Annotated in this window: 15 protein-coding genes and 1 pseudogene; 7 read left to right on the top strand and 9 right to left on the bottom strand. The window is 33.7% G+C overall.

The genetic code is table 11. From position 1 onward, the window contains the following. From ACKI5C_RS01180 to mcrB, 5 genes and pseudogenes are all read right to left on the bottom strand, one after another. Positions 1-265 (bottom strand): annotated as a pseudogene (locus ACKI5C_RS01180) (methyl-coenzyme M reductase subunit alpha); the annotation flags it as partial. A gap of 4 nt (positions 266-269) precedes the next feature. Continuing rightward, positions 270-1,028, bottom strand: coding sequence for a coenzyme-B sulfoethylthiotransferase subunit gamma (gene mcrG / locus ACKI5C_RS01175; protein ID WP_407431215.1), 759 nt, complete (start codon positions 1,026-1,028; stop codon positions 270-272). Positions 1,029-1,030: 2 nt separating this feature from the next. Next, positions 1,031-1,630, bottom strand: a complete 600-nt coding sequence (gene mcrC, locus ACKI5C_RS01170) for a methyl-coenzyme M reductase I operon protein C (RefSeq protein ID WP_407431213.1) — start codon at positions 1,628-1,630, stop codon at positions 1,031-1,033. Positions 1,631-1,636: 6 nt separating this feature from the next. Further along, positions 1,637-2,086 carry a methyl-coenzyme M reductase operon protein D gene (gene mcrD, locus ACKI5C_RS01165; protein WP_407431211.1) on the bottom strand — a complete coding sequence of 150 codons (450 nt, stop codon included), beginning with the start codon at positions 2,084-2,086 and terminating at the stop codon, positions 1,637-1,639. A 34-nt stretch (positions 2,087-2,120) separates the two neighbouring features. After that, entirely contained in the window at positions 2,121-3,452 is a 1,332-nt protein-coding gene (gene mcrB, locus ACKI5C_RS01160; protein ID WP_407431209.1) for a coenzyme-B sulfoethylthiotransferase subunit beta, read from the bottom strand. 474 nt (positions 3,453-3,926) lie between these two features. On the opposite strand from mcrB, the gene mmp10 reads away from it, so the two are divergent. Then, positions 3,927-5,171, top strand: coding sequence for a methyl coenzyme M reductase-arginine methyltransferase Mmp10 (mmp10, locus tag ACKI5C_RS01155; protein ID WP_407431207.1), 1,245 nt, complete (start codon positions 3,927-3,929; stop codon positions 5,169-5,171). 12 nt (positions 5,172-5,183) lie between these two features. On the opposite strand, the gene ACKI5C_RS01150 is transcribed toward mmp10, so the two are convergent. Together ACKI5C_RS01150 and ACKI5C_RS01145 are read right to left on the bottom strand one after the other, a co-directional pair. Beyond that, positions 5,184-6,101: a methanogenesis marker 7 protein gene (locus ACKI5C_RS01150; protein WP_407431205.1), complete on the bottom strand. Its 918-nt coding sequence runs from the start codon at positions 6,099-6,101 to the stop codon at positions 5,184-5,186. A 51-nt stretch (positions 6,102-6,152) separates the two neighbouring features. Then, positions 6,153-6,674 carry a hypothetical protein gene (locus ACKI5C_RS01145; RefSeq protein WP_407431203.1) on the bottom strand — a complete coding sequence of 174 codons (522 nt, stop codon included), beginning with the start codon at positions 6,672-6,674 and terminating at the stop codon, positions 6,153-6,155. Between the two features lie 40 nt (positions 6,675-6,714). Between ACKI5C_RS01145 and comB the strand changes: the two genes are divergently transcribed. From comB to ACKI5C_RS01120, 5 genes are all read left to right on the top strand, one after another. After that, positions 6,715-7,407 carry a 2-phosphosulfolactate phosphatase gene (comB, locus tag ACKI5C_RS01140; protein ID WP_407431201.1) on the top strand — a complete coding sequence of 231 codons (693 nt, stop codon included), beginning with the start codon at positions 6,715-6,717 and terminating at the stop codon, positions 7,405-7,407. A 49-nt stretch (positions 7,408-7,456) separates the two neighbouring features. After that, positions 7,457-8,617, top strand: a complete 1,161-nt coding sequence (locus ACKI5C_RS01135) for a TraB/GumN family protein (protein WP_407431199.1) — start codon at positions 7,457-7,459, stop codon at positions 8,615-8,617. A gap of 99 nt (positions 8,618-8,716) precedes the next feature. Then, entirely contained in the window at positions 8,717-8,932 is a 216-nt protein-coding gene (locus ACKI5C_RS01130) for a DUF1922 domain-containing protein (protein WP_407431197.1), read from the top strand. 12 nt (positions 8,933-8,944) lie between these two features. Next, complete coding sequence (locus ACKI5C_RS01125) at positions 8,945-10,273, top strand: hemolysin family protein (RefSeq protein WP_407431195.1); 1,329 nt, start codon at positions 8,945-8,947, stop codon at positions 10,271-10,273. Continuing rightward, positions 10,274-11,221, top strand: coding sequence for a calcium/sodium antiporter (locus ACKI5C_RS01120; RefSeq protein WP_407431193.1), 948 nt, complete (start codon positions 10,274-10,276; stop codon positions 11,219-11,221). Here ACKI5C_RS01120 and ACKI5C_RS01115 read toward each other — a convergent pair. Next, a complete protein-coding gene (locus ACKI5C_RS01115) occupies positions 11,180-12,055 on the bottom strand; it encodes a TIGR00269 family protein (protein ID WP_407431191.1) in 876 nt (291 codons plus the stop codon). The two genes, ACKI5C_RS01120 and ACKI5C_RS01115, sit on opposite strands and share 42 nt — an antisense overlap. Positions 12,056-12,104: 49 nt before the next feature. Here ACKI5C_RS01115 and ACKI5C_RS01110 point away from each other — a divergent pair, with 49 nt between their 5' ends. Further along, on the top strand, positions 12,105-12,410 hold the full coding sequence (locus ACKI5C_RS01110) for an MTH1187 family thiamine-binding protein (RefSeq protein ID WP_407431189.1): 306 nt from the start codon (positions 12,105-12,107) through the stop codon (positions 12,408-12,410). Positions 12,411-12,423: 13 nt separating this feature from the next. Here the strand turns inward: ACKI5C_RS01110 and ACKI5C_RS01105 are convergent. Further along, positions 12,424-13,500, bottom strand: a 1,077-nt coding sequence (locus tag ACKI5C_RS01105; protein ID WP_407431187.1) for a DegT/DnrJ/EryC1/StrS family aminotransferase, incomplete at its 5' end; no start/stop codon positions are given.

Raw genomic sequence — 13,500 nt, 5'->3', positions numbered from 1 at the left:
TGTAGTGTAAATCGTCACCTTCAACGAAAGTATCAGTAGTGGATAATTGGTAGGACATTAAAGCTCTTTGACCTAAAGGAGAACCAATGTCTGGGTTGTACATTGGGATTCCTCTTTTTTCTGCGATTTCTTTACCTTCTTTTACAAATGCAGTTTTTCTTTCGGATTGTTTCCAACCACCCATGTTATAGAACTGAGTTCTTTTTTCAGTTGGATCTTCAACGAATTTCTTTTTCATTGCATCTAAGAATTTTTTATCAGCCATTTTATTACCATCCTACTTCTGGATTGAATGCACCAAAGGATCTGGACACGTGAATTCTTTGACAAACTTTTACAGCGTCTGCGTCATCTTTGTATGCTTCACCATCTATTCTGTAAATAGTGGTTTTTGCTCTTAAAGTTTCTTCATCTAATGGTTCACCTAAAATAACAGGTTCGTCTAATTCTTTACCAATTTGGTCTTTAACCATTTCGACTTTACCGGTTTCTTTGTTGAATACTTGTCTTCTGAGCATATCGAACATTAAACCGTTTTCATCTAATCTTAAGGAGTGACCGTGTACACTTCCACCTCTAATACCGGTTCTTGCGGTATCGAAGTATTCGGTTTCTAAGAGATATTTTGAGATTCTTTCGATGTCTCTTTCTCTTGCTTCAACAACTTGTCTTCCGGATAATGTACCAGTATCGATTCCTCTAAATCTGCATAAGTAAGATCTAGCCCTTAAGAAAGGTTGAGCTGGAGCAAAGTACATGGAGTCTACGAATTGGATGTATCTAATTCTGTCTCCTGCTTTTGCACCATCGATAGGTGTTACTAATTCTCTTACACTGTCATCTGGCTCATCCATTTCATCTAATGGTGGGTGAACGGATTTGTATTCTTCACCTGGAGCTTTATGACCTAATATTTTTACTACGTCTTCATCAGAGATTTCTCTTAACTTTTCTAACTCATATTCTGGGTTAGTGAAGTTTCTTCTGTTTTGAGCAACCTGAGAAGTACCTGGATAAATTTGTACCATAATTATGCATCTCCTAATGCTAATTTTACTTTTCTAATTATTTCATCTAATTTTTCCTGTGAAATTGTTTCACCACGGATAACCCCTGTAACAATATCATCAATAGTACCCTGAGTTTTAATATCATCATCTTTTGGCATGACTTTTGAAGTTTTAACACCTATTTTAGCGAAATCTTCGCAGTCTACCGGTGATTCACATATAATTATACAGTGTTTATTGACATTCCTAAGAATTAATCTTGCTTTGTAAATAATATGATTTGCAACTCCACCCAAGTGAATAACAAGTAATTTGAAATTACGCATTTGTTCGACTTCCTTATCAGTCAGTCCAAACAAAGTACCACCGGAAGCAGGAGCATCATGAGGAACGCCAGCACCAGCATTTAAAACCATAGTACTTGTTAAAACATTAGCCTCACGTAAACCAAATGTAATTTCACAAACTGGTTTGGTAATGTGCCTACGTCCTGGAGACATAGCTACTGCACAAACATCAGTACCACATTCAGCGAAAGTACCCCTTTGAGCAAGACTTCCACCTTTACCCATACCGCTTGTTTCTCTACAATCCACTACGTGAGTACAACGTCCTATCATATTAATCTAGTCATCCTTTTTAATAATTTTCACATGGTCATCAAATTTTGAATATTGATCAGCCATTCCGACTAATTCGTCAGGAATTTCTTTATTACCATATTTAATTCTATCAGTAACAGTTTGTTCTTTTCTGATATAATGTGCTCTATCTTGATTAATATCAAAACCATATGGGATATGTTCTTCACATATCTTTTCGACTTCCTTAATTGTAGATTCCATAGTTATTTCCAAAAATATTCTTGCCGTTTTAACTTGTAAAACAACATCTTCCCCGTTTATGGTAATAACTCTACGTTCCCTATATTTTGGAGGCAAAGTTGCTTCACCTTTTGGGAATCTTGGACCATGGATAACAGTTCTTTTTACATCATCAAGTGATTCCAAGTCATTTAATAACTTTTCTGTTGTGTCACTTCCAAGAACTCTGTAAGGAAATATTTCAATATCCATAATTAGACCTTCAAATTAGATTTGTTTAAATTAATTAGATGTCACCTTTAATTTCTTCAGCTGCAGCTGCAACTGCTTTAATAGGTTCTCTAAATTCATCAATTTGACTGTATACTTCTTTAATTAAACCAGAAGTTGCTTCTGGTGAAAAGAGTTGTGTTCCTGCATCTAAGGACATAGCAGCAGCTACACAAGGGATACAGAATCCTTTACTGTGTCTGGTTACAACGTGGTTACCGTTGAATAAACCAGGACCTCCTCCACCGTAAATGGAGTGAGAGAAGAATGAGAATCCTACAGCTACACCTTCTGCTCTACCATAGTCAAGACCAGGTAAACCAGTTGCGAATTCTAAGTTGTCGTTGTAGTATAATAAAGTAGATGGGATACCTTGAGCAGCACGAGCTGCACCTACGTTAACCATAGTTGCTGCGACAGCACCAGCAGCAGCATATGCGTTCCATTTAGCTGCGTCATCAGTGTTGTAAATAGCGAAATCAGTTAATTGTTCTTGAGGAGCAATTACACCATCTGCTTCTGCACGAGCAATAGTAGCTTGTACGATACTACCAACAGTACCTTCAGCTGCGTTGTCTTTTACTAATTCATATACTAAATTATCAGCGTTTAAACCTTGGTAAGCTAAACCTAATAAGTGCAATCTTTCAAATGAACCTAAAGCATCAGCCATTTCAAACATAGCAGTTTGTTCAAAGATAGCAGCTAAAGCGGTTGCTTGGAAAGTGTTTTTCAATGTAGCAGCAGCGAAGTCGTTTGCTTTTACATTTCTTAAACCGTAACCTGCACCTTCGAGTTTTTGTGGAATGTCTAACATGGTTGCAATGTTAGATCCTTTGTAGTCTACAGATTGTGGGTATCTTCCTAATACTGCAGCTTTTACGAAGTTTGCGTCGTAAATGTCTACATCACAGATGTCAATGACAGATTGTACTAAAGCTGAAGCGGTTGATAATGGAGCTGAGGAGTATTCAGCACCGACATCAATTCTTCTGGTTGGTACTTGTACTAATAACCTTTTTCCTCCGGAAATAGGTGTTACAACAGTATCGTCGCCATCTGCAACTTGAATAATACCTTTCATTTTGTCTGCGATTGCTTCTGCGTTATCTACAATAGCTAAATCTAATTCTCTACCTAATATTCTAGATTTGTCTCCACCAACAGATGCGGTTTTAACAGATTTTTCGAGTCCTTCTAAGTTTACTGCAACAGTTCTTTTTACACCTTTTACGATGCTTTCAATTGCAGGGTTTCTTAACGGACTGATAGCTTCGATTGGTACGTCAGATGCAATTTCATTGCCTCTATCATCGAATAAATCGATTTTATCATCAAACTTTGCCATTTTTTCCCTCCTAAATAAATAGAGTTTAACTAATATACCACTCTCAATGGTGAATTTTTTCCACCAAATTGAGTTGAGCTACAAAGCAAGTTTTTGCAAATAGCCAGCCATATGGTATACAAATTTATCTTTAATTTAGATATAATATAAATATTACCCCTAGAAATTTTTAGAAAAGTTTATAAAGAATAATATGATTAAATGATTTTAAGAAAAAAGACCCCAAAAGTAATACTTTTTAAAACGAATAAAAAGTATTTAAATACAGAATATAAACTAAATTTTAACTTAAATTATAAAAAATTAACTACCACAAATATGATTTAATTTTAAAAATAAAATTATTTGTTTTAGATAAAACTAAGAATTTTAATAAAATATTACTTTTTAAGATGCCAGTAATAAATAATACTTTTTTTAATACTTTTTTTCGACAATCTTATTTATATAATACAAAACACAATATTAAAAATCATGCATGTAGTAGCAGATGTTGGAGGAATACCTGGAAAAGATTGTAACGGTTTTTGCAAATACTGTTACTTTAGAAAGGTAAAAGATATTAAAGTTTTTGGCTGTGCACATTGTCTTCCAAACAAAATTGGATGTGAGCGATGTTCAAAAGGAGTGGCAGATGCCCAAAGTGAATTTAAAAACCCATTTGAAGTTTTAAATACTGTTCAAACCGCACTGATGATGAATAGAACAGCAGGTGAAATAATAGCTGACATCAGTGGTGGAGGCGACATCAGTTGTTATCCATACCTGGAGTCACTGACTGCACAATTAAATCAGTTCTCCATAAAATCACATTTAGGGTATACCTGCGGTAAAGGAATAAGTGACAGTGACATAGCCAATAGATTAATTAATAATGGGGTTGAAGAGGCCACATTTACTGTTTTTTCAACAGATCCCGAACTTAGAACCCAATGGGTTAAAGACAAACATCCAAGAGAAGCTCTAGATGCCTGTAAAATTTTTTGTGAAAATATTAAACTGACTGGTGCAAGCGTAATAATACCTGGTGTAAATGATGGTGAAGTTTTAAGACAGACCTGTGATGATTTGGAAAGCTGGGGTGCAAAAGGATTCATTTTGATGAGATTTGCAAATACATTTAATGAAGGACTTATTTTAGGAAATGAACCTATTTTAAAAGACCACGAATCACAGCCGGTTGAGGAATTTGCACAGTTGGTAAAAGATTTAAATAGCGAATATAACTTTAGAATTACCGGAACACCATTATGTGATCCTGAAACCGGCGGCCCATTTGCAATAGCCAAGGATGAAAATAAAATATTTTTACAGTTTATCAAACCTGTAACCGGCGAAGCAACAATTATTACATCAAAAATAGCTGCACCATATATACAGAACATATTCGATAAACTCGAAGTTGACAGCGTTAATGTCGTAGCGGTTGAAAAAGAGATAGCATGTCTTATTACAAAAGAAGATTTGGAAACTCTTGATTTAAGCGAAATTAAAGAAGCAGTAATATTGCCCGGCAGATCATTTGTCCACCAGCTTGATGCAGAAAGAATATTAAGCAGTGACGGAGTGGAACGTATTGTAGGCCGCGGCCCTGATACATTAACAGTTGACGGAGAACTGAGTATTGATTTAACTGATGAAAATGTAATCGAGCGAGAATTAGAAGACTTTAATGATTTGGTGGATGCAATCAACTTCTTTGGAATGAGATTACTTTAAAAAAAAAGAAATTCAGTTCTCGATAAGAGAACTTTCACTATGTATTTTCACTAAAATATAATCATACATTTTAGATTTTTTGATTTCTGCAATTTCAGATAATTTTTTACCATCAATAACAATATTTTCAATCAAATCATGGTATTTATCATAATCGACTTTTACACGAACACCGTTAAGCTGAGTGGTAACTGGTGCGGGAGAGATAACATCTTTTATTTCAGGAATTTGATTTTCTATTGCGTTTTTAACAACAATAGAAGGTACCAATGGTGGGTCTAAGTTCATTTTCTGTTTTCTATCACTTAATATTCCTTCAACAGTTTCAACCAGTTTTTCCAAAGCCCTGACATCCGGACCTCTTCTTAATCTTCTAGGAATTCTTCCCAAATCACCAACATAAGCATCTGCACCAGGAAGTTCATCTACTGAAATATCCGGTGCTCCGGTTACAATTACAGGAATATTTATATCATCGTATAAGAAGGATTTTTCCTTAATACAATTTTCAAAACTTCCGAGGGCAAAAATAGCAAGATCATGTTCTTCAATTAATTGCTTTTCTTCTTCAGAAATACCTGAAGTCCCTTTACCGTCTCCTCTTGCAAGCCCAATCATATTATCCTTTGCACCATATTCACGCAAAAATTCGGAAATGTCACAGGCGGCGTGAGGTAAGTGATGTCTTGCAAGTGTAGGTGATACAATAGCTATTTCAGAACCTGCCATTGGTGCTACACTAAGTTTTCCTAATAATTCTTTTGATTTTTCTTCTATTTTACCTACATCATTTAATGGAATTGCCATTCTCAATACCAGTTCCATCTGTAAAATATTATCTTGAAGAATAAACCCACCCAAATCTTCAATTAACTCTTTTAGTTCATCACTTTTGTGAACTCCACCAGTAAATGTTAATGTTTCATACATTGTTATACTCTCACATAAAGTCTATATTATTAATAATTTTTCATATTTAATCTATATTAATTTTTCCAAAATTTCATATCTTTTTTCAATGCGTTCAAATGGGTTTCGAGACACAAAATTGTGTGATGGAATTTCTATTAACTTAACTTCCTCATTTATGACTTTTTCTTTTAGATAATCAGGATAAATTACGTAATCATAATTTTCATCCATTTTTTCAAAGCCGAAATTATCAACGATATCAGTTAAAAAATTAGATATTACCTTGACTTTCACATGGGAATTATCATGATTTTTCAGATATTTCAGACAATAATTATAATCATTAAAAAACTCCAGAATTTCATCGTCAGACAATTCATGGTCAGTTAATTTAGAGACTTCTCGGATACTTTGGGCCAGTTGCTTTGGAGTATTTAACTTAATGGCTATTGAATCCATATTAACCTTACTTTCAGACAGCAATATGGCCAAATCACCTTCTTCCAAATCAGGATTTTTATTAACTTTATACTCTTTAATGCCTGCAAGTTTTACAACTTCCTCACACATTGGTGTTGTAACGATTCTCATAATATAATATTATATAAAATGCTTTAATATATACTAAACTATGAAAGTAACATTAAGTTTTGAAGAAACTGTAAGCAGCGATGTTTCAATAATGGTTGATGTTTTAAGGGCAAGCACTACAATAACAACTACTCTAGATAAATTTTCAGAGATTATACCTTGTTTTACGCCAGAGGAAGCATTTAAACTAAAAAATAAAACCGACGGAGTTATTGCCGGTGAACGTAAGGGTGCTAAAATTGAAGGATTTGACATTGGAAATTCACCAACTGCAATAAATGAATTTGAGACTGATAGAGAAACACTGATATTGACAACAAGCAACGGTACCAGAATACTTGAAAAAATGAATTCAAAAGTTCTGATTGGATGTATGAATAATGCCGAAGCCGTTGCAGAAGCAAGCATTGACCTTGCAAAAACACATATTGACCTTGTAATGGCAGGAGTTTGGGGAAATTTTGCAATAGAAGATTTTCTGGCTTGTGGTGAAATAATTTATCAGATATCTAAAAGATGCAGTGATTGTGAAATAAGCGAGTATGCAAAATCTGCCATATTGGCAAGCAGAGATTATGGGGAAGTTAAAAAGGCATTTTATGAATCCACATCAGGAAACAAGCTGAAAAATCTTGGATATGAAAAAGATATAGAATACAGTTTGTGTAAAAATTCCACAAAAAATGTTGGAATATATAAAAATAATAAGATAAATAAGATTAACTTTAAATAATGGTAATTAATAAATTACATTATAATAATTTTTTTAAGAGTGTTTTTTAATGAAACGTGAATGTTTAACTATTATTGGTACTGCTCATGTATCTGCCCAAAGTGTTGAAGAAGTAAAAGATAAGATTTATGAGATACAACCAGACAGAGTAGCAATTGAACTTGATTTTGGAAGATATACAAAGCTTAAAAAGTCAATGATGGGAATAGAAGAGGATGAAACCATCTCAATTACCAAAATCATTAAAGAAAATAAGGTAGGACTATTTTTTGTAACAACAATTTTAAGTCATTTTCAATCAAAAATCGGTGCTGAAGTAGAAGTTGATCCAGGTTCAGAAATGATTGGTGCGATTGAAGCTGCTGAAGATTTGGATATTCCAATAGCACTGATTGACAGAGACATTAATATAACATTGGAACGTGCATTAAACAGAATGTCTTTTATTGATAAAATCAAATTCCTATATGGAATACTGGTCACTGATACAGATGATGAAGAGATTGATATTGAAGATTTGAAAAATCCTGATAATCTTGATGATTTGCTTGAGATGTTTAAAGATGAAGCACCGCAAATATATGAAGTCTTAGTTCATGAAAGAGATGCATATCTTGCAGGAAGTATTTTAAGAATTCCTGAAGATAAAGTCGTAGCAGTTGTAGGTGCAGGACATCAGCCTGGAATAAACAGATATCTAGATAATCCAGAAACAATCCCACCACTCCAGGAATTAAATAAAGTTATAAGTAAAAAAGGAATTCCATGGCTTAAAATATTCCTTGCATTAATTCCTATACTGTTTATCGTGATATTTTTTCTGGCATTTTTTAGCGGGATAAATATTACTTATAATATTTATGAATTTGTTATAATCAGTGTAGTTATGGGATTTTTAGGTTCAATCTTATCCGGATCTAAAATCCAATCAGCACTTGTTGGAGGATTGGTTGCTCCATTAACAATTATTCACCCATTACTTGCTGCAGGATGGTTTTCAGGATTAACTGAAGCTAAATACAGACAAGTAAGGCAAAGTGACATTAGGAATTTAACAAACTATAATGGATTTAGAGATTTATGGCACAATAACATTTTTAGAATATTATTGGTGGTTATTGGAACAAATCTTGCAGTCAGTATAGCTACATTAGTAATATTGCCTTCACAGGTATTTTTCCCATTATTTATGAAGATATTCGGTGGATAATCCACCCCCTTTTTTAATAATATAGCACCATCAACAAAAAATTTTTTATACAATTATAAATAATATATTATACCAATCTAAATTTTAGGAAAATATTTTATGTATTTTATATTTCGTTGCGACTGTGGAAGAGTTTTATATGCAAAAGAAGGTGTTGCCACAAGAAAATGTGTATGTGGTAAGACAATTAAAGTTAAAGAGAGAAGAATCTTTAAAAAAGTAAATACCCGAGAAGAAGCTTCATATGCAGTTCAGGAAATGCAAGACGAAATATATGGAAACACTGGATTTATTTTAGCTAGTGATTTAAAATAAGGTCTGTTAAAAATGGCTGCAGGAATACTTGAAATAATCATTATATTAATTTTAATCATCCTTACAGGATATTTATCAATGGCCGAGCTTGCTGTTGTATCTGTTAGAAGGGCGAAGATGCAAAAATACTTAGAGGATGGAGACGAACGTGCCCAAATTGTTTTTGATTTATTGGAAGATCCTAACGAATTTTTATCAACAGTACAGATTGGAATTTCACTTATTGGAGTTTTAACAGGTGCATTGGGTGGAGTAACTCTTGCCAAACCCCTATCTGAACTAATACCATTTGTCCCTTACAATGAACAGATAAGTATTGCAATTGTTGTTATTCTTACTACTTATTTAACATTAGTTGTTGGAGAAATCGTGCCGAAGGTTATTGCTCTAAATGACCCTGAAAAAATTTCCCTCAGAGTCGCGAAAGGTATGTTAATTCTTTCAAAGGTATCAAAGCCTATCAGTTATGTCCTTGCAAAATCCAGCAGTTTTCTTTTATGGTTAATGAGAATTGAAAATAGAAATGATGATCTTGTTACTGAAGAAGAAATCGAACTAATGATTAAAGAAGGAATAGAAGATGGAACAATAGAACAAGAGGAAGAAGACATTATTAAAAGAGTATTCAAACTTGATGACCAAAAAGTTGAAACCATAATGACTCCGAGAAACGAAATTATCTGGATTGATTTGGAAGATTCTAGAGAAATCAATAAAGTTAAAATTACCGAGAGCAAAAGGTCCATCTTTCCAATAGCTTATGGAGAGTTAGATGATTTTATGGGTGTTGTTCAAGCAAAGGACATACTTTCATTAATGTTTGATGATGAGGATTTTGACATTAATAAAATTATTAAAGAACCGTTGGTCGTTTCTGAAAAATTGGAAACCTTGGAACTTCTAAAAGAATTTAAAGAAAACCAGGAATATGTACATATGTCTCTTGTTGTTGATGAATTTGGAAGTGTAGAAGGTTTGATTACATTAAACGATTTATTGGAAGGTATTGTTGGAGATATTCCTGGAATTGATGAAGATGATGAACCAAGAGCTACCCAAAGAAGGGACGGTACTTGGTTAATTGACGGCAGATACGGAATTGATAACTTTAAAGAATTATTTGATATTGATGAACCGTTCCCCGATGAGGAAGAAGACGGTTTTACAACAATTGCAGGTTTTATTTTAAGTATCAGCGGTACACTGCCTGACGTTAATGACAAATACCAATGGGAAAGGTTCTGCTTTGAAATTGTTGATTTAGATGGACATCAAATTGATAAAATTCTTGTAACTGATTTAGGAGAAGATTATATTAATAATAATGAAGAGGAAGATTAAATGGACTTCGTAGGAATTGCTATACAATTTGCATTATTAATAATAGGTTTTGTATTATTAATCAAAGGATCTGACTTTTTTGTTGACGGATCAAGTAATATTGCATCCATATTAAAAGTACCGACTTTAATTGTTGGTCTTACCATTGTTGCTTTTGGTACAAGTGCTCCCGAGGCGGCTGTTTCTATAACATCTTCATTGGCGGGCAGTAATGCTTTAGCTCTCAGTAATGTTATTGGAAGTAATTTATTTAATATGCTGCTAATTATCGGTTTATGTGCTCTTTTAAATGAACTTAAAATTACTAAACAGGTTTTAAATCTTGACTTACCCTTTTTAGTATTTCTTACTGGAGTATTGACCGCTTTTATTCTATTCGGTTGGCAGATAACCCAAATTGAAGGTATCATATTACTCATTTTGATTATTTCTTATATCACATACCTTGTTTATGATGCTAGAAAATCAAAAGAATCAAAAATCGTTGAAAAACCTAAAATGGGTGCTATAAGAAGTATTATCTACATTGTTGGTGGTGTTGCAGGTATTATAATTGGTGCAGATCTCGTTGTTGACAGCGCATCATATATAGCAATGGCATTAGGAATGAGTGAAACATTAGTAGGTTTGACCATTGTGGCAATAGGTACCTCTTTACCGGAACTTGTCACTTCACTTACTGCTTTAAGGAAAGGTGAAAACCAGTTAATTATAGGTAATGTAATAGGATCAAACATATTCAATATCTCAATGGTTCTTGGTTCAAGCAGTGCAATAAGCCCAATCATAATTAACCCAAACATGCTGCCAGATATTGTATTGATGTTTGGTGTTACAATATTATTCTTTATATTTGGTAAAACACAATCCAAATATGATAAAAAAGAAGGATTCATACTTGTGGCTTTATTCATCACATATATGGCTTTCGCAATCCTGAGAAACTAATTGTTTAATTTCACAGGCTTTGCAGATATTGGATGAAGTTGGTTCGCCGCAAAGTTCGCATTCATTTAAATTTGTGGAAATATCATTTTCAAAGGTTAAAATCTTTTGAAATGATTCCATAATATTATTTTTTAAACCAGGATATTCATCCTCATTATTATTTAAAAATTGTTTAATTTTAGCTCTTAAAGATAAATGGGAATAAGGACATTCTTCAAGATGAATATCAATTTCATTTAAAACCGCCCAAAGTCCAACATCTTTTTCAGGAGTATTCCATAAAGGTTTAATCCTCGGAACCAATTTTGGATGAATTACATCAAGTTCAGGACCGAATTTAGAGAATTTAATTGTATCTCCACGGGCAAAACTCATTAAAAATGATTGAATCTCATCATCAAGATTGTGGCCTGTTGCGATTTTATCGGCGCCTAATTCATAAGCGGTTTTATTTAAAATGTTTCTTCTGAAAACACCACATGGAATGCATGCACTTTTAAATTCAGAATAAATATCATCCAGGGCAAAACCTTCATCTTCAAGAAATGATTTTTGAACTAACTCAATACCCAAATCACGTGCATTATTGACAGCAGCACCAATACCGTGAGACCGGTATCCTTTAATTCCCTCATCAACACTGATAGCTACTAAATCGAAATTCAAAAATTCCTGATATCTTTTTAGAGCATGCAACGTTAAAACACTATCTTTTCCACCAGACAATGCAACAGCAATTAATTCATTTTCCTTAATTAATTCATATTCAGAAATTAAATTGTTGATTCTGGAAAAAATCATTTCATTAAATTCATCCTTATCCAATTTCGCCATAACAAATAATTTATAATTATTTTAATAAATAATTTTTCGAAGTGATAATATGATAACTTGTGATTTTGCAATATTGCCTGTTGGATGCGATACAGCAGGATGTAAAGACTATGTAAGCGCAGCAGTGCAGATAATAAAAGATTCTGGGCTTAATTTTCAATTGACTGGAATGGGAACACAAATCGAAGCTGAAAACCTGAAAGAATTATATGACGTTATAGCCAAAGCTCAGGAAGCTGTCTTTGAAGCGGGTACCGACAGAGTATATACAGTAATCAAGATTGATGGCAGACGAGATGTGAAAAATAGAACATTGAATAAAAAAATAGAAACAGTAGAAAAAATGTTAGATTAAGAGCCATTGACTCTTAAGCTAATTTATCAGAAGCCTGTTTAACGGCTTCGATGACTAAATCTAAATCATCATTGGTTAATGATGGGTGAACCGGCAAGGAAATTACACCACTAGCTGCAATTTCAGCATTAGGACAGCTGCCGGTGAATCCTAATTTCTGATAAATCGGTTGATTGTATAATGGTATCGGATAATGAACACCTGTTCCAATTCCATTTTCAGTTAAAACATCAATCCAATCATCCCTGTTACCCTTTTCAACACGAATGGTGTATTGGTGATATACGTGTGTTGAGCCTTCTCTTGCATATGGAGTGACTACGCCATCCACATCAGCCAAACCTTCATTTAAGTAAGCTGCATTTTCAGCTCTTTTTTTGTTAAACTCATCAATTACTTTTAACTGTGCCATTCCAATAGCAGCTGAAATATCAGTCATTCTGAAGTTATATCCGATATCGTCATGATGATATTTAACGCGTGACCCGTGAGCTCTGAATATATGGGCCTCTTCTACAAATTCTTCATTATTGGTAGTAATCATACCTCCTTCAGAAGTGGTCATGTTTTTAGTAGGATAAAAACTGAAACAGGCCATATCACCCATACTACCAACTTTTTTATCATTGAATGTTGCTCCATGAGCTTGAGCAGCATCTTCAATTACAATCAAATCATGATCTTGAGCAATATCACAAATAGCATCCATATCTGCAGATTGACCATACAACTGTACAGGCATTATAGCTTTTGTTTTATCAGTTATTAATGATTCAATACATTCAGGATCTAAAGTATAAGTTTTTAAATCAATATCTGCAAATACAGGTTTTGCTCCGGTGTAAACTATTGAATTACCGCTTGCAATAAATGTGAATGGGGTTGTAATTACTTCATCACCTGCACCTATACCACAGGCAAGCAATGCCACATGCAGAGCTGCAGTACCGGAATTAGTTGCAACACCATAATCAGCATCAACCCATGATGCAAATTCCTTTTCAAATTCTGAAACTTTCGGTCCTTGAGCAATCATACCGGATTTCAAAACCTCAACCACATTATCAATTTCTTCTTGTCCTATAATTGG

The sequence above is a fragment of the Methanobrevibacter sp. genome, assembly GCF_045646045.1.
Taxonomy (GTDB): Archaea; Methanobacteriota; Methanobacteria; order Methanobacteriales; family Methanobacteriaceae; genus Methanocatella.
This window is presented reverse-complemented; position numbering and strand designations above follow the sequence as displayed.